Genomic DNA, 25288 nt, shown 5'->3' with positions numbered 1-25288 from the left:
TAAACGCATTTGCGTGGAGACGCGATGGCATTCTACAATCGTATGCAAATTGCCGTAATCGCGCTGAGTGGTATGTGCGGGTAATGAGGCAGATAACTTGGTGACTTCAGGCATGAACATTCTTCTTACGGGTGGTGCAGGATATATCGGCAGCCATACCGCCGTGGCGCTGATCGAAGCGGGGCATCGGGTCGTTTGTCTGGATAACTTCGCCAACAGCAAGCCCGATGTGGCGGTGCAGGTGGAACAGATCGCCGGGGCCGTGCCGGTGATGGTCGAGGGCGATATTCGCGATCGTGCCGCGCTGGACCGGGTGTTTGCCGATCATGCCATCGATGCTGTGATCCACTTTGCCGGGCTGAAGGCCGTGGGCGAATCCGTGGCGCAGCCGCTGGACTATTACGAGAACAACGTGTGGGGCACGGCGTGCCTGTTGCAGGCGATGAAGCAGGCTGGCGTGCGCAAGCTGGTGTTTTCATCGAGCGCGACGGTTTATGGCGCGCCGCAATACCTGCCGCTGGATGAAGCGCATCCGCGTTCGGCCACCAATCCCTATGGCCGGACCAAGCTGATCGTGGAGCAGATGCTGGAGGATCTCGCGGCGTCGGCCCCTGAATGGCGGATTGCGATCCTGCGCTATTTCAATCCGGTAGGCGCCCATGCCAGCGGGCTGATCGGCGAAGACCCGAACGGCCTGCCGAACAACCTGATGCCCTTTGTGACGCGCGTGGCTTCGGGGCGTTTGCCGCAGCTTTCGGTGTTCGGCGACGATTACGATACGGCGGACGGGACGGGGGTGCGCGATTACATCCACGTCATCGATCTGGCGCAGGGGCATCTGGCTGCGCTGGACCGGATCGGGGCGGACGAACGCACGCTTTCGGTGTGGAATCTTGGCACCGGCAACGGACATTCGGTGCTTGATCTGGTGCGCACGTTCGAAGCGGTGAATGGCGTGGCGGTGCCCTACAAGATCGCCCCGCGCCGCCCCGGCGACGTGGCATCGTGCTATGCCGGGCCGGACCTTGCGCGCGAGGAACTGGGCTGGGTGGCACAGCGCGACCTTGCCGACATGTGCAGTTCGGCCTGGGCGTTCGAGAAACTGGCCACCACGCGCAACGGATGAGGGGGCGCAACGGGTGAAGGGGCGCTAAGCCGGTTCGGTAAGGCGGTCTGCGCGGGCGAGGGCGGGGAACAGCTTGCCCCACGCAATCGCGATGATCACCGCGCCAATGCCGCCGCCGACCACGGCGATGACGGGGCCGAACAGCGCCGCTGCAAAGCCGGATTCCGCCTCGCCCAGTTCGTTGGACGTGGAGATGAACAGGGCGGACATCGCACCCACGCGGCCGCGCATTTCATCTGGCGTGCGGATCTGGATGATCGACTGGCGCACCACCACCGAAACCATGTCTGACGCGCCGATGGCAAAAAGACTGATGAGAGCCAGCGGCATCGTGGTGGCAAGGCCGAAGCAGATCGTGGCGAGGCCGAAGACGCCGACCGATGCCAGCATCTTCGGGCCGACGTTGCGATCGATCGGATGGCGCGCGCACCACAGCCCGGTGGCAATCGCCCCAAGCGCAGGCGCGGCGCGCAGCACACCGAGGCCATCGGCATCGACATTCAGCACTTCTCTGGCAAAGACCGGCAGCAGCGCGGTGGCGCCGCCCACCAGCACGGCAACCATATCGAGCGAAATCGCACCGAGCAGAACGCGGCTTTGCCGCACGTATTGCAGCCCTGCGGCGATTTCCCGCAAGGGGTTGGGCCGGGCGACCACAGGTGGGCGGTCAATGTTGCGGATGGTGAGCACCAGCAACAGGGATGTGAGGAGCATGGCCACGGCGGCCTGATAGGGCAGGGCCGGAGCGACGGTGAACAAGGCTCCGCCCAGAACGGGGCCGAGAATGGCGCCGAACCTGCCCGAAAGCGTGGAGAACGCCACGGCGCGCGGCAGAACGGCCTTTGGCACGCAATTTGGCCCCAGCGCGTTCATGGCAGGCAGATAATAGGCGCGGGCGCCGCCCTGAACCGCAGCAATGGCAAAGATGCTGCCAAGCGTGATCTGGCCACTTGCCGTCAGCACCGCCAGCGCGACCGAGACGCAGGCCTGTATCGCAAGGCACGCGCCCACGATGAAGCGCCGGTCGTGCCGGTCGGCCACAAGGCCTGCGTGAAGCGAAAGCGTGGCAATCGGCAGGAACTGGATCAGGCCGATGATGCCCAATTGGGCTGCGGCGCCTTCAAGGCTCATGGTCCGGCGGGCAATTTCATAGGCCTGCCAGCCCAGAATGACGCTGACGCAATTCTGCGCCAGCATCGAAAACAGGCGCGCGGTCCAGAAGTGCCGATAGTTCCTGAATGCGAAAGGATGGCCCGATTGCGCCTCCATCATCTTGCCATCATCGCTGTTGCGCCATCCAATCAGTTCAGCGCCTGCATGGCCGGGTCGAAGAGTTCCTCGATGCTCAGCTTGCGCGGGATGATGCGTTGTTCGAACGCAAGCTGGATGGCAAGCTCGATCCCGGCGCGATTGGCTTCGAAGCCCATCGGCGGGAAGGGATCGGGCAGGCCGCCCTCGGTTTGATCGCGGCTTTCGCCGATCATGCGATAGAGTTCACGGACCACATCGGGCTGTTCGCGCGCGATATCGGCATGGACCACGAACAGGTGATTGATCGGCACGATGCCGCTTTTGGCGTACCACGCCTTTGCCGCGTTGAATGGATCGGGCACGAGGCGTTCAACGCGCGGGTCTTTGGGCAGATCGACGCCCTGGAGCGTTGCGGCCAGTTCGCCATCAAGCATCATCTGGCCGATGTCGGACCCCTTGGGCAGGGCTACGCAGTTGGGCGGATCGGTGTATTCTTCAAGATGGCCTTCGCCCACGGTCCTGAAGGTAACCTTGTCGAGATCGACGCCGTATTCGTGCTGCAGCACGCCGCGCACCCAGAGGCCAGTGGTTTGCGCATAAGTTCTGACGCCGACTTCGCGCCCTTCGATATCCTTGGGCGCAAGATGGCCCAGTTCGCGGTTGAAGCCGGCGCAATGGTGCTGGAACCGGCCCGATACGGGGGCGGGCAGGGCGACCCACGGTTTGCCATAAGCGACCGCCTGCAGATAGGTGACGATGGCAAGTTCGCCGCAATCATAGGCCCCACGGCGCAGCATGTCCTTGAAGCCGTTGTGCGCCTTTTCCGGGCCGCAGAAATCCAGCTTCACAATGTCGGACGTGACGCGCCCGTCGAGCAGGGCCTTGGTCTGCGGATATTCGGCAACATTTGCCTTGAGGGTCAGCATCTGTCTTGATCCCGTTCAGTAGAGTTTGACTTCGATCAGCCGGGGACCGGCCTCGCCGTTCGCATCGAGCAGGGCTTTTGCGAAATCCTCGGCGGTTTCCACGCGCACGCCGGGCACGCCCATCGACCGGCCCATCGCCAGCCAGTCTATCGTCGGGCGATCGATATCGATCATGCTGAGCGCGCGTTCGCCAGGCGCGGTGCCAGCGCCCATGTTGGCGTATTCCGCCTTGAGGATGTTGTAGCTGTTGTTGGCGAAGACCACCGTGGTGACCGGCAACTGTTCGCGCGCCTGCGTCCACAGTGCCTGAATGGTGTACATCGCACTGCCATCGCCCACGAGGCAGATGCTTCGCCGATCGGGGCAGGCCAGCGCGGTGCCGGTGGCGACAGGCGGGCTGTAGCCGATCGATCCACCCAGATTGTTGATCATGTCGTGCGGCAGCGCGCCGAGCGTATAGCTCATCGATTCCCGCCCGCTGGTGAGCGATTCATCGACGACGATGGCGTTTTCGGGGATGCCCGCGCACAGAGCATGGGCAATGCTGATGGCATCCAGTTTGCCGCTGGGCATGATCCGTTCGGCGGCGGCCTGCCGGGTGGGCGTGGCTGCGCCAAGGCCGAGCGCATCGACCAGCATTTCGAGCGCCAGCGTGCTGTCTTCGTCATCATCGGCCAGAGTGTGAACCACGGCGTCGGCGGATTTCATCAGGCTGGGGCGGCCCGGATAGGCGAAGAACGCCACCGGTTCGCGCGTTTCCAGCGTGATGATGTGCTTGATATCCTTCAGGAACGTGATGGCTTGCGGAACGGCATAGGGAATGCGTTCCAGCGGCACGCGGCCTGCGCCGCGTTCGATCCGCGCCGTGAAGAACTGCGAACCGAGGCGGCAGCCGGTGCCTGCGGCCACTTTGCCAGCCAGTTCCAACGGGCCGTCGCGCGTGGCCTTGTTGGCAAGGACCAGCATTGCCGGTTCGCCTGACCGCAGCACCTTGGCGATGGCATCGATGCGCGCCGCATCGGGCACCTTGCGCGCCGGGGCTGCGATCTTTGGCGCGATGGAGCCGCTTGCGTCCTGCCACGCAGTGTCGCCCGGAAGGATCAGGGTGGCGATGCGGCCCGGATGTTCCGATGCCTTGGCCACTGCGCTGGCCGTATCCCAGGCGATGCTCTGCGCGCTTTCGGCACGGCGCACCCAATGGCTGAGCGGCCTTGCCAGACCTTCGATATCCGATGTCAGCGGCGGATCGTGGCGCAGGTGGGCGGCGGAATGTTCGCCCACGATATTGACCATGCCCGAACTGGCGCGCTTGGCATTGTGGATGTTGGCCAGACCATTGGCGAGGCCGGGGCCGAGGTGCAGCAGGGTGGAGGCGGGCTTGTCGCGCATCCGATACCACCCGTCTGCCGCGCCGGTGCACACGCCTTCGAACAGGCACAGAACCGGCTTGATACGGGGGTTTTCCAGCGCGGCCAGAAAGTGCATTTCAGACGTGCCGGGGTTGGCGAAGCAGATTTCGATGCCGGTATCAGCCAGCGTTTCGACAAGGGCGTTGGCGCCGTTCATGGCGATCAATACCCCGCCAGCTCGCGGCCCTGGCCGACGACGCCATAGGATCGTGAAGGCGCGGACATCAGGAAGCGATAGCCTTCGCCCAGCAGGCGTTCGACATTCTTCGCGCCCACGTGCGGATTGCCGACGATCACGCCGTGCTTGTGGCAGGTGGCCACGATACGGGCCATTGCGCCCAGCACTTCGGGGTGTTCGTACTGGCGCGGATAGCCCAGCGCCTGCGACAGATCGCCTTCACCGATCAGGCAAAAGCCGATGCCGGGGACGTTGGACAGGATATCGTCGAGATTCTCGATCGCTTCGGGGCTTTCGATCATCAGGCCGACAAGCAGTTCGCCGTGCGGCACCAGCGGCCAGACATCGGCCTTGGCATAGTATTCCGCCTGCGAAAGCCCCCAATACCGTGCCGCCGTGGCGGGTCCATCGCCGCGCAGCCCCTTGGGTTCATAGAAGGCGGCCCCCTTTGGCCGGGCATAGCGGCACGAAGCGACAGCGTTCCACGCCTGCTCCACCGTCCAGACATGCGGCACGATCACGCCATAGACGCCGCGATCCAGCACCTGCTTGGCCTGAAACTGGTTCATCTCCGCGCCATTGGCCGGGATGCGCGCAATCGGCGTGACCGATGGGGCGACCGAACCGCTTTGCGCGATGGCCTTGCGGTTGAGCATGTATTGCAGGCAATCCCCCAGCGCCGCGACATCGTAGGGGTTGTGCTCCATCTCGTAGACGATCCCGTCATAGGGCGCGTCGGTCAGTTCGATGGCGGTCTGGCGATCCAGCTTGGCAAAGCAGGTGAAGGCCGGTTTGCCAGCTTCGAATGCGCGGATGATGCCGTTGAGGCGCAGGTCAGCCATGTTGTGCGTCTTTCTTTTCGGTGGCCCAGTACATGAAGCCCATTCCCTCACCCGTTCCGGCGGCGGTGCGCCAGCACGGGACGTAATCGACCAGCGTCATCTGCGCTCCGGTGTGCTGGAGCGCCATCATGACGGTCGAATAGATTTTGATCTCGGACGTGCCCGACTGGTAATATGTGTCGGGAATGGCGGCCAGACCTTCGTAATCGTAGTCGGCCAGCATGGTGATCACCTTGCGGTCGAACTCCTCGTCATTGACGAAGTGGGAAAGACCGCCGCTGGCGATGATGGCAACGCGCACGTCTTCGGGCCAGGCCAGGATGGCATCGCGCAGAACCCGGCCGAAATCGATGCAGCGCTGCATCGAAGGCTGTGTTGGCGGATAGAACAGGTTCATCAGCACCGGCACATGCGGCGGCGGATTATCGCCCATGATCTGGTGATAGACAAAGCTGTAGGCGTGCGGGACCACCGGGTAATCGGCCTTCTGCTTCATCTGGCGTTCCATCCAGACGTTTTCGGGCCATTCGATCAGGTCTGTCAGATCGAAGCCCTGCTGCTGGAAGGCCCCGATCAGATAGGTCGCCAGTTCGGGATGGGCCTGATGCACCACATGATGATCGGGCGCATAGACGGGCCGCTGCGGCGGTCCGTTGTGCACGTCCTGCCCGGTATAGATCGCGATGGAGGGGGACATGCCGGGCCAGATTTCCTTCTGATCCTTGCCCAGAATGATCGCCACGTCGATATCGGCGGTGGCATAGGCTTCGCGCATGTGATCAAGCGCTGCGGCGCATTTCGCGGCGCGCATGGTGCGCTCCTCGATCGTCAGGAACGGTTCGAATGCCGCGCCGCGTTCCGCCTCAAGTTCCGGGTAAGTCCAGGTGCGGCCACGGAACCACAGTTCGGGGTTGGCCTGATCGCGCGGAGCATTGTGGAGCCATTCTTCCGGGGTCTGCCCAAGCATTCCCGAATGGGGAACGGCCATGCCGAAGACGATTTGAGCCATGATTCAAGTCCTGAACTGCATTGTTGTGTGCCCTGACCGCCCGCAGGCGTCAGGCAAGGCGTGAGTAGAGCGCTGCTGCCGTCCTGCCGAAAATCCATTCCCGGTCTTCCGCCGAAAGCGAGGCGAGGCGATCCTGCGCCGTTTGCCGGATTTCGGCCAGCGTGCCGGGCGATGTGGGATAGTTGGACCCCCAGGCCATGCGACTGGCCCCGAACCGTTCGACCAGCGTGCCGAACCAGCTTGCCGGATCGGCATCGCCTTTCACGCAATCGCCCATGATGCGCGGTGTCAGCTTAAGGTAGATCGACGGGATCGCTGCCAGATCGAACAGGCTTTGTGCAGCGGCATAGGGCGGGCCGTCGGTCGGATCGGGGCGGCCAAGGTGATCGAGGATGATCGGCACGTTGGGGAAACGGCGGGCAAGGGCGCTGACCTGCGTCAGGCCGACCGGGCCGGTCTGGATGCACATCGTCAGGCCCAGTTCGCCCATCAGTTCCCACGCCGGATAGGCCGCTTCGTCTTCCAGTTCGCTGGGATCGAAATCCTTGGTGCTGCCGCCGGTGAAGATGCGCAGGCCGCCAAGCCCGCGCGCCGTCCAATCCGCGATCACGGCGCAGGCATCGGGCGCCCGCACATCGACCGATCCCACCGCAAGCAGGCGATCGGGCCAGGCATTGCAGGCATCGACGACATAGGAATTGTCGAAGCCGTAAGTGGTGGAACTGTGGACCACGGCGGCCTTGTCCACCCCGGCAGCATCCATCTGCGCGATCAGGGTTTCCACCGTTGACGGGCGTTCCTGCGACCAGTCCGACCGCTTGCCGAACAGCGGCGCTGGGGGATAGCGGCTTTCGTCATCAGAAATGACGTGGGGGTGAATGTCGATCACCATCGTCACAGCCCCTTCGCCTTGAGATGCGCATCGAGGCGCGGGAACACCCGGCGGGCGTTGCCTTCGAAGATCAGCGCGCGGTCATCGTCGCTCAGCGCTTCGCAGGCATCGACATAGCGCTTGGTATCGTCGAAGTAGTGGCCGGTGTTCGGGTCCGTGCCGCGCACCGCGCCGATCATTTCCGATCCGAACAGCACGTTGGTGGTGGGAATGACCTTGGTCAGCAGTTCCACACCGGTGTGGTGATAGACGCAGGTGTCGAAGAAGATGTTGTCCAGCAGGCCTTCGAGCGGGCGCTTGGCGATTTCAAGGCTCATCCCCCGATAGCGGCCCCAGTGATAGGGCACGGCCCCGCCGCCATGCGGAATGATCAGCCGCAGCGTGGGAAAGTCCTTGAACAGATCGGACTGGAGGATCTGCATGAACACCGATGTATCGGCATTCAGATAGTGCGCGCCGGTGCCGTGGAAGTTCGGATTGCACGATGCGGCAACGTGGACCATTCCCGGCACATCAAGGTCGCACATCGCTTCGAACAGCGGATACCATTCGCGGTCGGTAAAGGGTTTGCCCGTCCAGTAACCGCCCGTGGGATCGGGATTCACGTTGCAGCCGACAAAGCCCATTTCCTCAACGCAGCGGCGCAGTTCGGGCACGGAGTTTGCGGGCGGCGCGCCCGGTGATTGCGGAAGCTGGCAGACCGGCACGAAGTTGTCGGGATAGAGTTCGCACACGCGCTTAACGTTGTTGTTCGAAACGGTCGCCCATTCGATGCTGGTGCGTTCGTTGCCAAGATGATGGCTCATCAGCCCGGCGATGGGCGAGAACAGCGTCAGGTCCGACCCGCGCTCCTGCTGCAGCTTCAACTGCCCGCCGCCAACGCCCTGGCGTATCTCGTCGTCGGTAAGGATCGCTTCCTTCGGATCGGGTGCGTTGGCAGGATCGTTTGCGGCGTCAACCTGCCGGGTACGCCAATCGCGGAAGCGTTGCGGAACGGTGGTGAAATGGCCGTGGCAATCGATGATCATATCCCGAACCTCAAATCTTCGAAGGATCGACGAACAGATCGTCGATGGTCATGCGCTTGGGCGTAAGGCGCTGGTCCCATGCGGTCTTTTCCAGCGCTTCGATCGTGGGTCGGTTGGCTTCGATGCCATAGGGCAGGGGATCGTCGCCCACGATCTTTGCAAGAGCGGCATATTTCTTCGCATTCTCGCCCTCGGCGGTTCCGGCGTGCAGCTTGGCCACCCAATCGTCCTTGGCGCGCGTGAAGGCATCGTTGATCGACCGCGCGACCCACGGATGCTCTTCCAGAACGCTGTCCTTCACCACGATGGTGCCGTGCATCGGATAGACGCCGGTGCGGCGATAGTAATCGGCCTCAAGCTCTTCGGCATTGGGGAACAGGTCCGGGTAATCGGCCTCGACTTCCTGCCAGCCACCCGTGGGCGCGCCGGTGCGGCCGATGCCTGCGGCTGCGGCAAAGCCTGCCACGATATCGCCCCGCGCCATCATGTCGGCCAGGGAATCGCCGGGGGCAACGTGGCTGACGTTGGCGGGGAGCTGCATCTGCTGGACGTGCTCTTCATCATCGACGAACCAGTGGATCTTGTCGTTATCGACGCCGAACTCGTCGATCAGAACCTGACGGGTCCAGACCCCGGTGGTGACCGAATAGGCCCGCACGCCAGCGCGCTTTCCTTCAAGATCCTTGGGGTGCGTGATCCCGGCATCGGGACGCACGAGCAGGCCCGAATGGTGAAAGCGGCGCACCACGAAGATCGGCAGCGCCTTGAACGGGCGGCCATAGGCGCGGGCGATGATGTAGGTCGTCGGCGCGATTTCGCACACGTCGAATTCCACATCGCGCACCATCCGGCGGAACGCGCCGATCTGCGGCTTTACCGTGACGATCTCTGCATCCACGCCTTCGATCTCGATGGCGCCGGACCGGATGGCCGATGTGTGGGGGTGTTCGGCTACGGCGATTTTCAGTGACACTTTGGCGGCCACGGGGTGCTCCTCATTCCCAGGTTATCTTTACTGCAACCATGCCGATGACCGGGCATCAATGCTGGTTGCGCGGATTCTGCCGGCTGCGATGCAATACTTATCGCCCGCCCTTGTGCTGGCCATTCATCATGCGGGGGACGCCTGCGGGATTTTCGTCGCGCAGGGCATCGGGCAGCAGCGCGGGCGGAACGTCCTGATAGCAGACAGGGCGCAGGAACCGCGCAATGGCCAGACTGCCGACCGAAGTGGTCCGCCCATCGCTGGTGGACGGGAAGGGGCCGCCATGCACCATCGCATCGCACACTTCGACACCGGTGCCGAAGCCGTTGAACAGGATGCGGCCCGCCTTGCTTTCGGCCAATGGCATGAGCTGCCCGGCCAGATCGATATCGTCATCGTCGGCGTGGATGGCGATGGTCAGTTGCCCTTCGAGGCTGCCGACCACGGCCTGCAACTGTGCCGCATCGCGGCAGCGGACCAGCAGCGCTGCGGAACCGAACACTTCCTCGGCCAGCGCGGGATTGGCCGTGAAGGATTCCGCGTCGGTTTCGAACAGGGCGGGGTTGCACACGATGCCGTCGTCCGCCTCACCTGCCAGCAGCGCGTCTACGCCAGCGCTTTGGGACAGGCGTTGCACGCCCTTGCGATAGGCATCGTGGATGCCCGGCGTCAGCATCACGGGCGGCGCGGCTGCAGCCAGCGCAGCAAGGGCGCTCTGCACGAAGCGGTTCAGGTCTGGTCCGTCAATCGCCAGCAGCAGACCGGGATTGGTGCAGAACTGCCCTGCGCCGAGCATCGACGAGGCCGCATAGGCTGCACCGATCTGTTCGGCTCTTTTTTCAAGCGCGACGGGAAGAAGAATGACCGGGTTGATCGAGCTCATTTCGGCATAGACCGGGATCGGGCTTGGTCGTGCCTGAGCGATGGCCACCAGCGCCATGCCGCCCCGGCGCGAACCGGTGAATCCCACTGCCTGCACGCGCGGATCGGCTACCAGCGCGCTGCCGATGGCAAAGCCATCGTCGAACAGCAGAGAGAACGTGCCTTCGGGCAGTTGATGCTGTGCGACCGCGCTCTGGATTGCACGGCCGACCAGTTCCGACGTGCCGGGATGGGCATTGTGGCCCTTCACGATCACCGGGCAGCCTGCGGCCAGCGCCGATGCCGTGTCTCCTCCAGCAACGGAAAAGGCCAGCGGGAAGTTGCTGGCGCCGAAGACCACGACAGGTCCCACCGGTTGCTGCACCATGCGGATATCGGCGCGGGGCGGCGTGCGATCGGGCAGGGCGGGATCGATCCGCGCATCAAGGTGATGGCCATCGCGCACGACGCGGGCAAACAGGCGCAACTGGCCCGTGGTGCGCGCCAGTTCACCCCGGCAGCGCGCTTCGGGAAGCCCCGTTTCCGCCATCACGCGGGCCACGATGGGTTCGGCGGCGGCTTCGATATTGGTGGCGATGGTTTCAAGAAATGCGGCACGCAAGGCCGCACCGGTCTGGCGAAATGCCAGGAAGGCAGCGCTTGCCAGCGCGCAGGCACGTTCGGCATCTGCCAGCGTTGCGGCCCTGAACTCCGGTTCGATTTCCTGCCTGCGTGCGGGATCGAAGGACCGGAAGCCCGGCCCCGTTCCGGCGGTGCATTGGGCACCGATCAGCAATTCGCCGCGAACTTCCATGTCATCCTCTCCTCGACACCGCCGGTTGCTACAGCGCATCAGCGTGGAGGATCAGTTCAATCCATGTGCCAACCGATAAATTTTCTATCGGTGCAGCCGGTGAATTTCTTTTGAACTGGCACTGGAATCCCATAGATTGGCGGCATTAGGCCTATCAATTTTGGGTCCGGGATTTGAGAGGATAAGCCTTTGGAGGGCGAAAGTTTCGCGGCGTCGATCAGCTTTCAGCAACTGCGCCTGTTCGAAAGCGTGGGCAGGCTGGAAAGCGTGCGGCAAGGCTCCGAAGAGTGCAACCTGTCGCAGCCCGCGGTCACGCAGGCCCTTTCCAAACTTGAACGGCAGGTCGGTTTTTCGTTGCTGGAACGGCGGGCCAGCGGCAGCTATCTGACAGAGGCGGGAAAAATCCTGCACCTGCGCACCCGGCGCATGTTCGCCCAACTGGCGGCAGCGGTGGTGGCCATTGGTGGTGCTGATGGCGTGGAACAGGCAAGCGCCATCGTCCATCGCCTTTCCCGGTCGCAGGCGCGCGCGCTGATCGGGATCATGGAGCACAGCACGCTGTCCGATGCGGCGATTGCGCTGAAACTTACCGAAGCGTCGCTGCAAAGGTCCACGCGCGATATCGAAGGGAATATCGGCCGCCCGCTGTTCTATCGTGCTGCCGTGGGGTTGACCGTGCGCCCCGAAGGCATGGCGTTCGGCCGCAAGCTGAAGCTGGCGATGCAGGAAATCGAATCCGGCCTTAGCGAACTGAGCGCGATGGCGGGCGGCAGGCAGCGCCAGATCGTGATCGGTGCGTTGCCGTTTGGCGGCGTGCTGCTGCTGGCCGATGTGCTGAAGGCGTTTCTGGATCATCGCCCCGATGCCGATATCAGGGTGGTGAGTGACAGCACGTCTGAAATGATCCGCCGCCTGCGGGCGGGCGAAGTGGATATCCTGCTGGGCATCGTGCAGGAAGACGATGCGGACGATCTGCGCAGCGAACGTCTGATCGAGACGCCGTTCTGCATCGTGGCGCGGCGGGATCATCCGCTGGACGGCAGACCGAAGCTGAACCGCGATGATCTGGCGGGTTATGACTGGATCGTGGGCACCGAAGGTTCGACCCGGCGTGCCTGCTTCAACGCCCTGTTCGGAGCGGGCACGCCGCCGCGATCCTCGCTTGCCACATCATCGCTGACCATCATCCGCAAACTTCTGGCGGTGAGCGACAGGTTGACGATCATCACATCGTTCGAGCTGCAATCCGAGGCCGACACGCTGATCGCCTTGCCCTATGCGCTGGATGGCGAAAATCCTTCCATCGGCGTGACCATGCGCGCCGACTGGCTGCCCACAGGCCTGCAGCGCGAATTTCTCGACACGGTAATTGCCGTGGCCGGTTAGGTCCTGACTTTAGGGTTCAGAAGCAACATCTATCGTTCGGCAAGCCATTCGTATTGCCTGCACAGGCCCGATCCGTGCTTTTCTTCGGCCATATTGGGAGACAATCTGATGTCGTTGAAGGCTGATTTTACACAAGGATTCGTTCGGAACCAGTGGTACGCGGCGGGCTGGTCGGCAGAGATCGGCGCCCGGCCACTGGCCCGGCGCATTCTGGACCTGCCGGTTGTGCTGTTCCGTATGCCCGATGGCACCGCAGGCGCGCTGGAAGACCAGTGCCCGCACCGGCTTGCCCCGCTTTCGCTGGGCGAATGTGCCGATGGCGGGTTGCGCTGTGGGTATCACGGCATGGTGTTCGACCACAGCGGTGCCTGCATTTCGATTCCGGGGCAGGATGTGATCCCGCCAACCGCGCGGGCGAGGGCCTATCCCACGATCGAACGCTACGGGCTGGTCTGGGTGTGGACCGGGGAAGGTGCTGCGGATGAGGGTTTGATGCCATCGGTCCCGTCCTATGGCGAAGCGGGCTGGGAAATTCTGGAAAACGGGTATCAGCATCACGGCGCGAACTACCGGATCGAGATCGAGAATCTGATGGACCCGGCGCACACCACGTTCCTGCACAAGGAAACGATCGGTAATCCCGCCGCGAAGAACATTCCGGTGGAAGTCAGCCGGACGGAACATGGCCTCAAGGCGTTCCGGTGGATCGAGAATATTCCGCCTACGCCGCTCGACCGCGAAAGCCGCGATTTTGGCGATGGGCGCGTGGACCGGCAGATCGCCTTCCATTTTCAGCTACCGGCGACCAGCTTTGTCGATATCGCGGTGATTCCGGCAGGTGCCGAACGCAGCGATCAGACGATGAACGCAGGCGTGCGCACGTACAGCTACAAGTTCCTGACGCCGGAAACGCAATCCACCACGCACTTCTTCTGGCTGCACATCCGCAATTTCCGCGTTGGCGACGATGCGTTCAACACAAAGCTGCGCGGGAGCCTGGAAAAGACGTTCGATGAAGACAACGTGATGGCCAGTGCCATCCAGCGCGAACAGGAACGCACGGGACTTCGGCAGAAGACAGCACTGGCGATCGATCGTGCGCCGATGATGGCCCTGCGCATGATCGACCGGATGGTGGAAGAAGATCAGGCAAAGGCAGCCTGATTGAAATTGCCCTGCCTGATGTGATGCAGGCAGGGCAGTTGGCCCGACCTATTCAAACTTGGCGGTGGTATCGGCCTGCCCCCAGGTCCAGTATCCCGAGGCCTTGATCTGCGATAGCGGATGGCCGGTCGCCAGCACGGCCTCGCGCAGGTCCTTGGTCACGCCAGCTTCGGCGGCGATCCATACAAAAGTTTCGCTGTCGGCCCGGAAGCTGGCCTCCAGCGCGGCAAGCAGGCCTGTGCTGCTTGCTGCTTCATGCGCGGGACGATGCACCCATTGCACCCGATGGTTCGCACCCAGTTGCAGGGCAAGTTCCTCTTCCGCGCCGGACACGGCGGCAAGGACATGAATCTGCTTGTCCGGCCATTCTTCCAGACGGCGCTGGATCGCGGGAAGGGCGCTTTCATCGCCGATCAGCCAATATGCGGCGAACGCATCCGAAATCACCACCGAGCCGCGCGGACCGCCGATTTCCACGGTATCGCCCGGCTTTGCGGCGATGGCCCATGCGGTTGCCGGGCCGGGATCTTCGTGCAGCGCAAAGTCGATCACGAAAGTGCCCGATGCTTCGTCGAAAAGGCGCGGCGTGTAATCGCGCATCGGCGGTTTTCCACCTCCTGCAGGCGCACCGGGCATGAACAGCTTGATATGGTCATCGGGCGAAGCGGATGAGAAATCGCCAAAGTCTGCACAGGTGAACCGGATCGAGAGGTAAGCCGGGGTGAGTTGCACCTTTTCCGCCACGGTCAGCGTGCGGCGGCGCGCGGTTTCGTGCCGAATGCGGCAGGTCTTGCGTTCGTCATCCATGATCGTCTCTATCTCCGGCTTTCCGTGTCTCGTCTCGGTCGATGGGTCTATGCCATGCCAGCGGCTTGATCTCGATTGATAATGATGCACGCCGCATAAGATTGCCGATGCAGTCCTTGCCGGTGCCCGACGCACTATTATGCTCGCCATATTGGGAGAGCGATATGACAGACAAGACAATACAGCCGGGGCAGATGGCGCAGGCGGGTGCCTTTGCCATGCCGCTCTGTTTTCTGGTTTCGGTGCTCGAAGGGTATGACCTGCAGGTCATTTCATCTGCCGGGCCTGCGCTGCAAAAGGTGATGAAGCTTTCGCAAGGGCAGATCGGCTTCTTCCTCAGCGCCACGCTGATCGGGCTGGCTATTGGCGCGGTTCTGGGTGGCTGGCTGGCGGACCGTATCGGGCGCAAGCCGGTGGTGATCGTATCGGTCGCCGCGCTGGGCCTGTTCACCTTTGCCACCGCGCTTTCATCGACATACGAAATGGTGGTGATCACACGCATTCTGGCGGGCATCGGGCTGGGCGGGGCAATGCCCACGCTGATTGCCACGATGACCGAACTGAGTGCGGCGGAAAAGACGACGAGCGCGGTTACCACGATGATCGTCGGCCAACCGCTGGGCGGGATCATTTCGGGGCTGGCGGGGCGGACGATGGTCACCAACTTCGGCTGGCAGAGCCTGTTCCTTGTCGGCGGCGTGCTGACCGTGCTGACGCTGCCATTGCTGATCCGCTTCCTGCCCGAAACGCGCCGTCCCGGCACGGCCAACCGTTCAGACCGGATGCCCGCCACGCAGGCCCTGTTCGGTGATGGCCGGGCACCGGCCACGCTGCTGCTGTGGACAGCCTTCATCCTGACACTGGCGCTGCTGTCGATCCTGCTGGGATGGACGCCGCTGCTGGTGAAAAGCATGGGGTATCCCATTCCGGTGGGCATCAACGCCATCATTGCGATCAACGTGGGCGGCATCGTTGGCGGGGTAATCGCCAGTCGCGCGATTGACCGGCTGGGCGTTCGCACGCCAATGCTGGTGCTGTATGGGCTGATGGCCGTGGGGCTGTTCATGTTCGCGCGCGTGGATACGCCAACCGGCCTGATGGCAGCGGCGTTCCTTGTGGGGCTGGGCGTGCTGGGCGGCCAGTTCACGCTCTATGGTGTCGCACCGCGCGTCTATCCGCTGCAGGGCCGGGGTTCGGGCGTGGGCTTTGCCGTGGCGATGGGGCGCTTCGGTTCTGTCTTTGCACCGATCATCGTAGGACTTGCGCTGGGGCAGGGCGCGCAGGCGGCGGAGTCTATCCGGGCGATGGTGCCGGTAGCACTGGTGGCAGGGCTTGCGCTGCTGGCGCTGACCATCGTTTCCAGTGCCACGCTGGGCGCGGGCGGCAGGACGGCTGCTGCGGCTCACTGAAACGGTATATTGCCCAATGAAAAAGCCCGATGAGCGCCATGCTCATCGGGCTTTTTGCTGTCCGGGGTTGGGGGCTGATCAGCGCACGGATATCTTCGCCAGATCCTTGCCGACAATGATCTCCCCGCCGAAATAGGGCCGGATCTGCGCTGCAAAGGTATCGGGATCGAAGCTGCGGCCAACAACGAAATGCGTGAGCACCAGTTTGCCTACACCGGCCGCCTTTGCCATCCTGCCGACTGCCTCGGGTGTCAGATGCTGATGCTCCATGTGCTGCATCAGCGTTTCCAGCGTGGCGCCGGTGGTGCCGGTGGCCTGCAGGGCCGCGCGCATGGATGGCAAATCCGTCACTTCGGCAACAAGCACGTCTGCCCCGCGTGCAAACTCTTCCAGCGCGGCTGACGGGCCGGTGTCGCCGGTCACCACGACCGACCCCTGCGCCGTATCGAACCTGTAGGACAGCGCCCGGTCAGCGCCATAGGAATGCGGTTCTGCCCGGATCAGGGAGAAGTGGGAGTTTTCAACCGCGCGGACGGTGACGGTGCCGTCTTCGTAGATGACATGCGGCGCGGTCCTGTCTGTCTGGCTGGCCGGATAGAGTTGCGCCAGAGGAGGGCGGTCGGTGGCCTGGGCGCGGAAGATGTCTTCGCCCAGCTGGATCTGGCGGACTGTGCGGTTGACATATTCCGTGGTTCCCGGCGGTCCCCAGATCGGCAAAGGTGCGCGTCTGCCCATCATCCATCCGGTAGCCATCAGATAGTCCAGCCCAAGCACATGATCCCAGTGAAGATGGGTCAGGAATGCTGCGCTGAGGCGGGGCGAAGGACAACCGGCCCGTACCAATTGCTGCGCAACATTTTCACCCGCATCGATCAGATAGGCTTTCCCCGCGATCTCCAGAAGGCAAGCCGGTTGCGATCGCCCAACGTGCGGGGGTGGCCCGCCTGCGGTGCCAAGCAGGGTTATCCTGAACGGCGGTGCATCGGCAGCGGCGTGATGATTTGCAAAGGCCGGCTGTGCCGCGAGCGAAAAGGCAGCGGTTCCCAGCGCTTTCAGGATGGAGCGGCGACTGGGGGTGAAGGGCGGGGGCATTGGCTGGTTCTCCTTGGCATTTCCAGACCATGCGTGTTCGGCCTGAAAAGGTGTAGATCGAAAAAGCGAAAGCCGCCCGGTTTTGATTGCCGGGCGGCTTTGCGCATTATGGGTCAGGGCGTGGGCAGCCTTAGTATTCGAAGCCCAGCGTGACGCCGAAGGTGCGCGGCGCGCCAGCGGTTCCGTTATCGCCGCTGTTGGATGCGCCAATCTGCGACCGGAAATAGGCGTCGGTCAGGTTGTTGGCCCAGAAGCGGGCGAACACTCGTTCGTCGTTGCTGCGCCATGTGACCGAAGCGTTGACCACGGTGAAGCTGTCCTGCGTCACGCGCTCGTCCGGGGTGCCCACATAGCCGCCGTTATAGCCCATGTTGCCCGAAAGGTTGAACTTGCCGATCCCGGTCGGCACATCCAGGCTGGCCCCCATGCTGACGTTCCAGTCCGGCGTGTTCTGCAGGCGCTTTCCGGTGGCATCGCCCCGCAGAAGGCAGTTGCCGCCCGGGCGGCTGCGATAGAAGCTGTCGCGGCCAGCCTGCGTTCCGGCCAGCGCGGGCGGAACGAAAGTGCCCTGACACACCGTGTTCGCCAGCGTCTGGCCGCTTACGCTGTCGATGTATTTGTAATTCGTGGTGCTGAATGCCGCCGCGCCTGCCGGTCCCAGCGTGGTGGAAAGCGGGAAGGGGATCGAGATGAAGGCGTCGGTAAAGCTGCGGTAGCGTGAATGGTTCCACGCCACGCCACCAAACAGGCGGAAATTGTCGGTCATGTTCAGCGAGAAATCGGCGTCGATACCATAGATTTCCGCACCGCCCCGCGCGCTGAACACGTTCTGCACGCCCGCGATCACCTGCATGACCTGAACCGAGCTTTGATCGTAGTAGTAGCCCGACAGGTTGAAGCGCAGCTTGCGGTCGAACAGGTCCGATTTCAGGCCGACTTCGAAGGCGTCGAGAATTTCGGGTTCGAGAATGGTGATCGGATTGGCCTGCGGCACGAATGTCCCGGCGCGAAAACCCCGGTTGTAGCTGGCATAGGCCAGGAATTCGTCCGAGAAGCGATGGTCGATCGAAACCTTGTAGGAGAACCGGTTGAAGTTGCGGACCTCGGTAGGATTGACGATCGTGGTGGTGGTGTTGGTATTGCCGTTGAAGCCCACCCTTGTGGCGTCCAGCGTGCGCTTGTCGGCAGTGTAGCGGATGCCAGCGGTGATGTTGGTGTCGCTACCCAAGGTATAGGTGCCTTCGGCAAATCCGCTCCACGAGGTGAGCTTTACCTGATTGAATTCGTCGTTGTAGCCATTGCCGCCGAACTGCGACAGGCCGGTGGTGCGGCCCGGCAACTGGCCGGCCTTGTTGTTCATGTAGAACCCGCCGATCACCCATTTGAACGGGCCATCGCCTTCGGAAATCAGGTTGATTTCCTGCGTGAAGTTCTTGTCCACATTGTCGTTCAGGATGCGCAAAGTTGGCGTTGTGGTGCCATCGGGATCGAAGGCAACGAAAAGGTCGGTCTTGCGATAGGCGGTAATGGATTTCAGCGATACGCCGCTGAAATCATGGGAGATCGTGAGGCTGCCACCTGCCTGCCGCGCTTTCAGTTGCGGATCGACATCGGCAAAGATGTCATAGCGCGGATCGCCGCCACGGCTGATGACTTCGGCCGGAACCGACTGGCCCAGAGAGTTCAGGCCAAACGCTGTAAATGCGGGGCTGCTGTCGTCCGTGCCGTTGAAATCGCCGGACAGCACGATGCGGGTGGCATCGGTCGGTTCGAACAGCAGCTTGGCGCGCATCGCATATGTCCGCGCATCCTGAACATCGTTGCCGGTAAAAACGTTGGTGCCAAAACCGTCGCCCCGTTTTTCATACTGGCCCGATAGGCTGACGCCGACCGTGCTGGACAGTGGCACCGATACAAAGGCCGCCGCGCGGACCGTGTCGTAATTGCCATAGCCGACTTCGGCCTTGCCCTTGGCTTCGGTCAGGCTGGGGTTGAGCGTGCTGATCTGGATCAGGCCCCCGGTTGCGTTACGGCCAAACAGCGTGCCTTGCGGGCCCTTGATGACGGCAACCTGTTCAGTATCGAACAGCGATTGTAGTACGCCGGTCGAAGCCGAATAGTAAACGCCATCGACATAGAGCGCGACGGGGTTTTCAATGCCGTTGCCCTGGCCGGTTGCACCCACGCCGCGAATGCGCGGCAGGCCGAAACCGCCTGCGCCGCGCGTCACGTTAAGTGCGGGCACGGCAAAGCGCAGATCCTCGGTGCCGGTGATGCCTGCTGCGGCGATATCGTCGCCGCCCAATGCGGTGATTGCGATCGGAACGTCCTGTGCGTTCTGCGCGCGCTTTTGTGCCGTCACGATGATTTCGTTGACACCGGATGCCGCAGCATTGCCTTCGTCGCTCTGCGCCTGTGCCTGTGCCTGTGCGGCACCTGCGCCTGCAACCAGCGCATAGCCCATCACGACCCACGCCGATGCATTCATGAATGAAGTCCGCTTCATTGATCTTCTCCCCAGACTTGCTGCGACTTTGCGCACCTTATGTCGGATTGAATGACCGTTTCCTTCGCCACTAACCAGCCGGAGGCTTGCAATAATGTTCACCCAAAGCACAAAATGAATATCCTGAAACATGCGCCAGCAGTGAATTGACAGTGCTTGATCGGGGCAGGCCCGAGGCAGGCAAGGACGCGAGTTTTATGACCCAGATAACCGGTGCAGAAGCCGCAGTTCGGATGCTGCAGGCGCATGGCGTGACGCATGTCTTTGGCCTGTGCGGCGATACCAGCCTGCCTTTTTACGATGCGCTCGCCCGGCTGGATCACGGCATCACCCATGTGCTGACGCGCGATGAACGCCATGCCGCCTATATGGCCGATGCCTATGCCCGGATAACCGGCAAACCCGGCGTGTGCGAAGGGCCGAGTGGAGGCGGCGCGACCTATATCCTGCCCGGTGTGATCGAGGCGAACGAAAGCTCGGTCGCGCTGCTTTCTATCACGTCGGACGTGCCGGTTACGGCGCGTGGACGCTATCCGCTGACGGAACTCGATCAGAAGGGGTTGTTTGCGCCGCTGACCAAATGGAACGGTGTGGCAGATCACGTGGGCCACATCCCCGACATGTTCCGCAAGGCCTTCCGCACGATCACCACGGGCCGCCCCGGCGCGGCGCATATCGGCCTGCCTTATGATCTGCAGAAGCAACTGGTGGATGAAAGTACGGTATGGGCGCAGGCCGAACATGCGCGCTTTCCGGCGTATCGCACCGGGCCGAATGTTGCTTGCGTGCAAGCCGCAGCAGAAGCGCTGCTTTCCGCACAAAAACCGGTGTTCATCGCGGGTGGGGGCGTAATCATTTCAGGCGCTTGCGCACAGCTTGCAACGATTGCCGAACTGCTGGATGCGCCGGTGGCATCGACTGTCAGCGGGCACGGCGCGATTGCGGACAGTCATCCGCTGTCCGTGGGCGTCGTGGGCACCAATGGCGGCACACCGGAGACGCGCGAAATCGTTGCGGCGGCCGATCTGGTGGTGTTCATCGGCTGTCGGGCGGGTTCGACCACCACCGAACACGGCGTCGTGCCGGGCAGGGACGTGCGCATCGTGCATATCGATGTCGATCCGATGGTCATAGGCGCGAACTATCGGTGCGAGGCGGCGCTGGTAGGCGATGCGCGGTTGTGCCTCGATGCGCTTTATGCCGAGCTTTCACGGCAGCTTTCCGGCAAGGTGCGCAATACAGGTGCGGCAGAGCGGTTGCTGGTCCTGCGTCAGCGCAAACGCGAAAATTTCCTTCGGCTGGCCCGTTCCGAAGAGCGCCCGATCCGGCCAGAGCGGGTCATTGCCGCGTTGCAGTCCGCCTTGGCCGACGATGCGATCATCGTGGCCGACCCGGGCACGCCCTGTCCCTATTTCTCCGGCCATTTCGAATTCAACGGCGCTGGCCGACGCTTCATCACCAATCGCGCGCACGGGGCGCTGGGCTTTTCGTTGGCGGCGGCAATCGGGGCATGGCACGGCAGCCCGTCTTCGCAGGTGGTCGCCGCGATGGGCGATGGCAGCTTCGGCTTTTGCGTGGGCGAACTGGAAACGCTGGTCCGCTATGGCATCCCGGTGGCGATCATCGTGTTTTCCAACGCATCCTATGGCTGGATCAAGGCCAGCCAGAAAAGCGGCTATGACCAGCGCTATTTCTCTGTCAATTTCACCCGCACCGATCATGCTGCCATCGCGCGGGCCTATGGCATGAAGGCGTGGATGGTTTCCGATCCGGCTGAAGTGGATGCTGCGATCCGCGCTGCCGTGCGGCACGATGGGCCAGCGCTGGTGGATGTGATTGCCCAACCGCTGGAGGAATCCGCCGTGCCGGTCAGCCAGTGGATGGGATGATCCGCCGCGCTGACATTATCGGCTGGCGTGGAGCCAAGGGCGGAAAATGCGGGTCATCGTCGGCATCAGCACCCACGTCATCAGCGGGGCAATCAGGACAGTGTTGATGAATATCCGGCCGACGAGATGGAGACTGTGCAGGTAGGGCGAGGTCAGTATCAGAAAGGTCGTAAGCGTCGGGAAAATCGTGAGCCATGACAGGATGGCCATTTTCCACTTGGGCGGAGGCGCAGGCTTGGCGATCGCGGGTCCAATGCCGGTAAAGTCGATCCATGCGACCGGTCCGTCCGTAATCCTTTCGCCAAGCACATCACCCCGCGCGGCTTCGGCTCTCCAGGCATCACGGTGCGGCGCGCTGGCAAAGGCGATGTGTGAAGCCAGATAGTCGCCATCGATCAGCGTCAGCTTGATGGCTGTGGCAAGGATGAAGCCATCTGATCGCGCGGCCTGTTCCAGCCTTTCCTGCAGCCGGTGCCGTGCCGCTTCGCTCTGATCGTGATGAACCTTGTGCAGCGCGTGGATACCCGCTGCGCCAGGTGGGTGTGGCGCGTCATTCACCGGCGAACCCCTGTGCAGCATTGCGGAACCGGGGAAGGCCGACTCCGCAATGCCTTCTGTCCTAGAGGAATTCCTTCGGCACATAACAGGGCATCGAATCTTCCCACAGGCTGTCCGAAACCAGCCGCTTGTTCGATCCATCAGCATCCATCACCATGATCTGGCCATAGGGCTGGAAGGTGAAGTCATAGATCGCCGCTTCATCGCGGAAGCCATACAGGCCCGTGGAATAGCCGATGCGCCCATCGTACATCCACACGCCGTGCCCGTCGCTGGCGCGGGTTTCGGTCAACTGCTGAAAGTCGGTGCCGTCCGGGCGGATGGTGCAGACGTGATAGTGCGCCGGGCCGAACTGGCGGGTGAACACGATACGTTCGCCATCGGGCGACCAGCCGGGCATGTTGTCGATTTCGGTGGTCAGCACGCGGATTTCGCGCGTTTCCACATCGATGATGCGCAGGCCCCAATCGTCCTTTTCCCACTGCCGGAACACCACATAACGGCCATCGGCGGAATAGCTGGGGAAGCCGACATGGGTGGACCCATCGGTCAGCGCTTCGGCAAAGGAGCCATCGGCGCGGGCGCGCATGATCTTTGATTTGCCAGTGGCGCGGGCATCGAACCACGGCCCGATGCCGAACGCGATCCATTGGCCATCGGGTGACCATGCGGGCTGGAAGGCACCGGCAAGGCCCTTCTTGTTTTGCAGCGGATCAAGGCCTGCCTTCGATGCGTCAAAGACAAGGAACTTGTCAGTGCCATCGGGCTTGCAGGTGACAATGGACGAACAGCCCTGCTGCTTTTCGGTAATGGCCACGCGGCCCTGGCGCGAAAGCACGGGATAAACGTCGGTGTTGCGGTAATCCCATTCTTCGTCCCAACTGAACAGGGCATCGCCCTGCCCACGAAACTTGAAGTCCACCTTTTCGTAGACCACTTTCGTGCCATTGGCGGACCAGCACGGTGAACGCAATTGGCGCAGGATCGGCTCGCGGCCATCGGTGCAATAGAGGCCGGTTGGCACGTCGGCCTGAATCCATGCCTGATCGGTGCCGCGCATGTTGCCGGGCGCGCCGCCGCCAGCCTTGATGTAATAGAAAACATCCTTGCCGTTCGGATGGAACTGGGGACACAGCTTCAGGTCCGGCCCATCGGTGTGGTGGACCATGTTTTCACCGGTAAACGCATCGACCGAAACGATTTCGGACTTTACCCGCCCGATCCATTCCGGGCGGCGCGAACCCCAGGTGTGTTCGCGGTGCATCGAATAGAAGACGAGGCGCGTGCCATCGGGTGACCACTTGGGCGAACCATAAGTCCAGTCCTTCTGGTGCACGATGCGGCGCTGTTCGCTGCCATCGGCGCGCATGATCCAGATGCCGAGTTCCTGCGTATGCTCCCAGCCATGACCGTCGGAATGGCCATACCAGTCGGTTTCGCGATCCGATGCAAAAGCGATCCATTGGCCATCGGGCGACCACGCCGGGCGGAAGCTGCCTTCGGGGCTGTCATGCAGGCTGGCGGCGGTCTTTGCTTCGCCGAACGTGAGCTGCGTGCGCACGCCGCTGGCAAGGTCGATCACCCAGATATTGGCGACATAACCGTTCGCGGTGGAAACATAGGCGCCCTTGGTGCCATCGGGCGAGAGCACGAGAACGTCTTCGACCGATGGCGTTTCCACCACCGGTTGCAGGTCGCTGCCATCCATCCGGCAGCGGAAGATATCGGCGTTGCCATCGCCGTTGCGTTCCGACGTGAAAGACACCCACTGTCCATCCGGCGAGATTGAACCGTGATAGTCGAACCGGGGTTCGGCCAGAAGCGGGCGTTCTTCACCTGTCACTGCATCCGCGATCCACAGCGCCGAATTGGACGGCCCGATGCGGTTCATCAGGAACACGCCCTTCTTTTCGGTCGTGCCCGATCCGGCAGCGCCTTGCTGTCCTGCAATCTGCGTCATTTCATATTCTCCTGTTCGAACCGCATGGCTCGACTCTCTGTGAATTAAGATGTGTCTAAGATATATCTAAAAATGGTTTTAGCAAGCAATCTCTTCAGGCTGCTGCAAATGCGATGTGCGTGGGCATAGGCACGCTGATCGTTGCGCCGCCTACGGGTTCGAGCGTTCCATATTCGGGTGATCGCTGGAATGCGCAGACCGTATCGCTCGCCTGATTGGCCACCAGAAGCCAGCGCTGGTCTGGCGAAAGCGCCGCGCCCCAAGGGCGTTCACCGCCGCAGGAGATGGATTGGATCAGCGTTGGCAGGCGGGATTGCGGGTCTATCGCAAAAGTGCAGATCGTGTGGCTGCGCCGGTTGGAAGCGTAGAGATTTCGGCCATCGGCTGACAGGACGAAGGCTGCTGCGCTCGCCCCTCCTTCGGCATCGGGGTGGTCCAGCGCCACGCGCGCCACATCGCGCAGGGTGCCGGTGGCGCTGTTCCATTCCAGCACGAACACTTCGGCCGACAGTTCGCTGAGCAGATAGAGGTATCGCCCGCCCGGCCCGAACAGTGCCAGTCTGGGGCCGGAGCCTGCGGGCAGGGGGTGTTCGGTCGGGGCAGTATCGGCAAAGCCGGAGGGCGACAACGCGTGGATCATGATCCGGTCGTTGCCCATGTCAGGCACCAGCAGGAACTTGCGATCGGGGCTGAGTGCCACGCCATGCGGGTGCGGCTTGTTCTGGCGTAGGTGCGGGCCAGAGCCGGAATGCGGTGCCGATAATGTAGTCGGGCCGAGCGTTCCGTCCGTGCCGATGGTGATGCGTGAAGCCTGCCCGCCGCCGAAATTTGCCGAAAACAGCACCTCGCCTGACGGGTCGATGCACAAGTGTGTGGTGCCCCCGCCAATCGCGGACTGGTGCCCGATCTGCCTCAGCGGCGCATCGGATTCGCCAAGGGCGAAGCTGAACACTTCGCCTTCGCATTCGCCCTTGTTGCCGATCTCGCTCACCGCGAAAAGCAGGCCCCGTGCGTGATCGGGTTCGAGCCATGTGGGGCGGCGCACTTGCGCCGCAAGGCCCAGCAACGCCATGTCGCCGGTTTCGGGGTGGAGCGTGCCGTGGAAGACGCCAAGGCCCGGACCATCGCCCTGGGTTCCGATATAGAAATGCAAAGCCTGCGCGGTCACGCCTCTCTCCTTGCCTGCCGTCTTAAGG

The 25288-nt window shown here is 62.6% G+C and carries 20 protein-coding genes; 5 read left to right on the top strand and 15 right to left on the bottom strand.

Annotated elements, in window-relative coordinates:
- Nucleotides 1–112 precede the first annotated feature (112 nt).
- Complete coding sequence (galE, locus tag ACOVQ0_RS01420) at nucleotides 113–1126, top strand: UDP-glucose 4-epimerase GalE (protein WP_421879202.1); 1014 nt, start codon at nucleotides 113–115, stop codon at nucleotides 1124–1126.
- Nucleotides 1127–1150: 24 nt separating this feature from the next.
- Here the strand turns inward: galE and ACOVQ0_RS01415 are convergent, their stop codons facing one another.
- The 9 genes from ACOVQ0_RS01415 to ACOVQ0_RS01375 all read right to left on the bottom strand — a co-directional run bounded on the left by ACOVQ0_RS01415 (nucleotide 1151) and on the right by ACOVQ0_RS01375 (nucleotide 11321).
- A complete protein-coding gene (locus tag ACOVQ0_RS01415; protein WP_421879199.1) occupies nucleotides 1151–2398 on the bottom strand; it encodes an MFS transporter in 1248 nt (415 codons plus the stop codon).
- A 29-nt stretch (nucleotides 2399–2427) separates the two neighbouring features.
- Nucleotides 2428–3303, bottom strand: a complete 876-nt coding sequence (locus ACOVQ0_RS01410; protein WP_421879196.1) for a phosphate ABC transporter substrate-binding protein — start codon at nucleotides 3301–3303, stop codon at nucleotides 2428–2430.
- Nucleotides 3304–3318: 15 nt separating this feature from the next.
- On the bottom strand, nucleotides 3319–4869 hold the full coding sequence (locus ACOVQ0_RS01405) for an acetolactate synthase large subunit (RefSeq protein WP_421879193.1): 1551 nt from the start codon (nucleotides 4867–4869) through the stop codon (nucleotides 3319–3321).
- 5 nt (nucleotides 4870–4874) lie between these two features.
- Nucleotides 4875–5732, bottom strand: coding sequence for an HpcH/HpaI aldolase family protein (locus ACOVQ0_RS01400; RefSeq protein WP_421879190.1), 858 nt, complete (start codon nucleotides 5730–5732; stop codon nucleotides 4875–4877).
- Nucleotides 5725–6741, bottom strand: coding sequence for a protocatechuate 3,4-dioxygenase (locus tag ACOVQ0_RS01395; protein ID WP_421879187.1), 1017 nt, complete (start codon nucleotides 6739–6741; stop codon nucleotides 5725–5727). Before ACOVQ0_RS01395 ends, ACOVQ0_RS01400 begins: the two co-directional genes overlap by 8 nt.
- 49 nt (nucleotides 6742–6790) lie before the next feature.
- Nucleotides 6791–7633 (bottom strand): amidohydrolase family protein, encoded by an 843-nt coding sequence (locus tag ACOVQ0_RS01390; protein WP_421879288.1) that lies wholly within the window; start codon nucleotides 7631–7633, stop codon nucleotides 6791–6793.
- Between the two features lie 2 nt (nucleotides 7634–7635).
- A complete protein-coding gene (locus ACOVQ0_RS01385) occupies nucleotides 7636–8661 on the bottom strand; it encodes an amidohydrolase family protein (protein WP_421879184.1) in 1026 nt (341 codons plus the stop codon).
- Between the two features lie 10 nt (nucleotides 8662–8671).
- A complete protein-coding gene (locus ACOVQ0_RS01380) occupies nucleotides 8672–9646 on the bottom strand; it encodes a PhnD/SsuA/transferrin family substrate-binding protein (protein WP_421879181.1) in 975 nt (324 codons plus the stop codon).
- 97 nt (nucleotides 9647–9743) lie between these two features.
- Entirely contained in the window at nucleotides 9744–11321 is a 1578-nt protein-coding gene (locus tag ACOVQ0_RS01375; protein ID WP_421879178.1) for an aldehyde dehydrogenase (NADP(+)), read from the bottom strand.
- A 189-nt stretch (nucleotides 11322–11510) separates the two neighbouring features.
- On the opposite strand from ACOVQ0_RS01375, the gene ACOVQ0_RS01370 reads away from it, so the two are divergent.
- Nucleotides 11511–12707, top strand: a complete 1197-nt coding sequence (locus ACOVQ0_RS01370) for a LysR substrate-binding domain-containing protein (RefSeq protein WP_421879175.1) — start codon at nucleotides 11511–11513, stop codon at nucleotides 12705–12707.
- A gap of 108 nt (nucleotides 12708–12815) precedes the next feature.
- Nucleotides 12816–13871, top strand: a complete 1056-nt coding sequence (locus ACOVQ0_RS01365) for a Rieske 2Fe-2S domain-containing protein (RefSeq protein ID WP_421879172.1) — start codon at nucleotides 12816–12818, stop codon at nucleotides 13869–13871.
- Nucleotides 13872–13919: 48 nt separating this feature from the next.
- On the opposite strand, the gene ACOVQ0_RS01360 is transcribed toward ACOVQ0_RS01365, so the two are convergent.
- Nucleotides 13920–14678 (bottom strand): siderophore-interacting protein, encoded by a 759-nt coding sequence (locus ACOVQ0_RS01360; RefSeq protein ID WP_421879168.1) that lies wholly within the window; start codon nucleotides 14676–14678, stop codon nucleotides 13920–13922.
- Between the two features lie 164 nt (nucleotides 14679–14842).
- Here ACOVQ0_RS01360 and ACOVQ0_RS01355 point away from each other — a divergent pair, with 164 nt between their 5' ends.
- A complete protein-coding gene (locus tag ACOVQ0_RS01355; protein ID WP_421879165.1) occupies nucleotides 14843–16087 on the top strand; it encodes an MFS transporter in 1245 nt (414 codons plus the stop codon).
- 78 nt (nucleotides 16088–16165) lie between these two features.
- Here the strand turns inward: ACOVQ0_RS01355 and ACOVQ0_RS01350 are convergent, their stop codons facing one another.
- Complete coding sequence (locus tag ACOVQ0_RS01350; protein WP_421879162.1) at nucleotides 16166–17179, bottom strand: MBL fold metallo-hydrolase; 1014 nt, start codon at nucleotides 17177–17179, stop codon at nucleotides 16166–16168.
- A 130-nt stretch (nucleotides 17180–17309) separates the two neighbouring features.
- Nucleotides 17310–19685, bottom strand: a complete 2376-nt coding sequence (locus tag ACOVQ0_RS01345) for a TonB-dependent receptor (RefSeq protein WP_421879159.1) — start codon at nucleotides 19683–19685, stop codon at nucleotides 17310–17312.
- A 197-nt stretch (nucleotides 19686–19882) separates the two neighbouring features.
- Here ACOVQ0_RS01345 and ACOVQ0_RS01340 point away from each other — a divergent pair, with 197 nt between their 5' ends.
- Nucleotides 19883–21574 (top strand): thiamine pyrophosphate-binding protein, encoded by a 1692-nt coding sequence (locus ACOVQ0_RS01340; RefSeq protein WP_421879155.1) that lies wholly within the window; start codon nucleotides 19883–19885, stop codon nucleotides 21572–21574.
- Nucleotides 21575–21589: 15 nt separating this feature from the next.
- Here ACOVQ0_RS01340 and ACOVQ0_RS01335 read toward each other — a convergent pair whose 3' ends face one another.
- The 3 genes from ACOVQ0_RS01335 to ACOVQ0_RS01325 all read right to left on the bottom strand — a co-directional run bounded on the left by ACOVQ0_RS01335 (nucleotide 21590) and on the right by ACOVQ0_RS01325 (nucleotide 25260).
- Complete coding sequence (locus tag ACOVQ0_RS01335) at nucleotides 21590–22153, bottom strand: hypothetical protein (RefSeq protein ID WP_421879152.1); 564 nt, start codon at nucleotides 22151–22153, stop codon at nucleotides 21590–21592.
- Between the two features lie 40 nt (nucleotides 22154–22193).
- Nucleotides 22194–24092 carry a hypothetical protein gene (locus ACOVQ0_RS01330; RefSeq protein ID WP_421879149.1) on the bottom strand — a complete coding sequence of 633 codons (1899 nt, stop codon included), beginning with the start codon at nucleotides 24090–24092 and terminating at the stop codon, nucleotides 22194–22196.
- Between the two features lie 94 nt (nucleotides 24093–24186).
- The gene (locus tag ACOVQ0_RS01325; protein WP_421879145.1) at nucleotides 24187–25260 is read right to left on the bottom strand and encodes a lactonase family protein; all 1074 of its coding nucleotides are present in this window, start codon (nucleotides 25258–25260) and stop codon (nucleotides 24187–24189) included.
- Nucleotides 25261–25288: the final 28 nt, after the last annotated feature.

The organism is Novosphingobium sp., assembly GCF_049240505.1.
Classification (GTDB): Bacteria; Pseudomonadota; Alphaproteobacteria; order Sphingomonadales; family Sphingomonadaceae; genus Novosphingobium.
This window is presented reverse-complemented; position numbering and strand designations above follow the sequence as displayed.

Excerpts from the sequence above, each read along its gene's own strand:
- ACOVQ0_RS01365 (WP_421879172.1), top strand. The coding sequence starts at position 12,816 with ATGTCGTTGAAGGCTGATTTTACACAAGGATTCGTTCGGAACCAGTGG.
- ACOVQ0_RS01395 (WP_421879187.1), bottom strand. The coding sequence starts at position 6,741 with ATGGCTCAAATCGTCTTCGGCATGGCCGTTCCCCATTCGGGAATGCTT.
- ACOVQ0_RS01350 (WP_421879162.1), bottom strand. The coding sequence starts at position 17,179 with ATGCCCCCGCCCTTCACCCCCAGTCGCCGCTCCATCCTGAAAGCGCTG.
- ACOVQ0_RS01390 (WP_421879288.1), bottom strand. The coding sequence starts at position 7,633 with ATGGTGATCGACATTCACCCCCACGTCATTTCTGATGACGAAAGCCGC.
- ACOVQ0_RS01340 (WP_421879155.1), top strand. The coding sequence starts at position 19,883 with ATGACCCAGATAACCGGTGCAGAAGCCGCAGTTCGGATGCTGCAGGCG.
- ACOVQ0_RS01355 (WP_421879165.1), top strand. The coding sequence starts at position 14,843 with ATGACAGACAAGACAATACAGCCGGGGCAGATGGCGCAGGCGGGTGCC.
- ACOVQ0_RS01345 (WP_421879159.1), bottom strand. The coding sequence starts at position 19,685 with ATGAAGCGGACTTCATTCATGAATGCATCGGCGTGGGTCGTGATGGGC.
- ACOVQ0_RS01360 (WP_421879168.1), bottom strand. The coding sequence starts at position 14,678 with ATGGATGACGAACGCAAGACCTGCCGCATTCGGCACGAAACCGCGCGC.
- ACOVQ0_RS01375 (WP_421879178.1), bottom strand. The coding sequence starts at position 11,321 with ATGGAAGTTCGCGGCGAATTGCTGATCGGTGCCCAATGCACCGCCGGA.
- ACOVQ0_RS01410 (WP_421879196.1), bottom strand. The coding sequence starts at position 3,303 with ATGCTGACCCTCAAGGCAAATGTTGCCGAATATCCGCAGACCAAGGCC.
- ACOVQ0_RS01405 (WP_421879193.1), bottom strand. The coding sequence starts at position 4,869 with ATGAACGGCGCCAACGCCCTTGTCGAAACGCTGGCTGATACCGGCATC.
- ACOVQ0_RS01385 (WP_421879184.1), bottom strand. The coding sequence starts at position 8,661 with ATGATCATCGATTGCCACGGCCATTTCACCACCGTTCCGCAACGCTTC.
- ACOVQ0_RS01400 (WP_421879190.1), bottom strand. The coding sequence starts at position 5,732 with ATGGCTGACCTGCGCCTCAACGGCATCATCCGCGCATTCGAAGCTGGC.
- galE (WP_421879202.1), top strand. The coding sequence starts at position 113 with ATGAACATTCTTCTTACGGGTGGTGCAGGATATATCGGCAGCCATACC.
- ACOVQ0_RS01415 (WP_421879199.1), bottom strand. The coding sequence starts at position 2,398 with ATGATGGAGGCGCAATCGGGCCATCCTTTCGCATTCAGGAACTATCGG.
- ACOVQ0_RS01330 (WP_421879149.1), bottom strand. The coding sequence starts at position 24,092 with ATGACGCAGATTGCAGGACAGCAAGGCGCTGCCGGATCGGGCACGACC.
- ACOVQ0_RS01335 (WP_421879152.1), bottom strand. The coding sequence starts at position 22,153 with ATGCTGCACAGGGGTTCGCCGGTGAATGACGCGCCACACCCACCTGGC.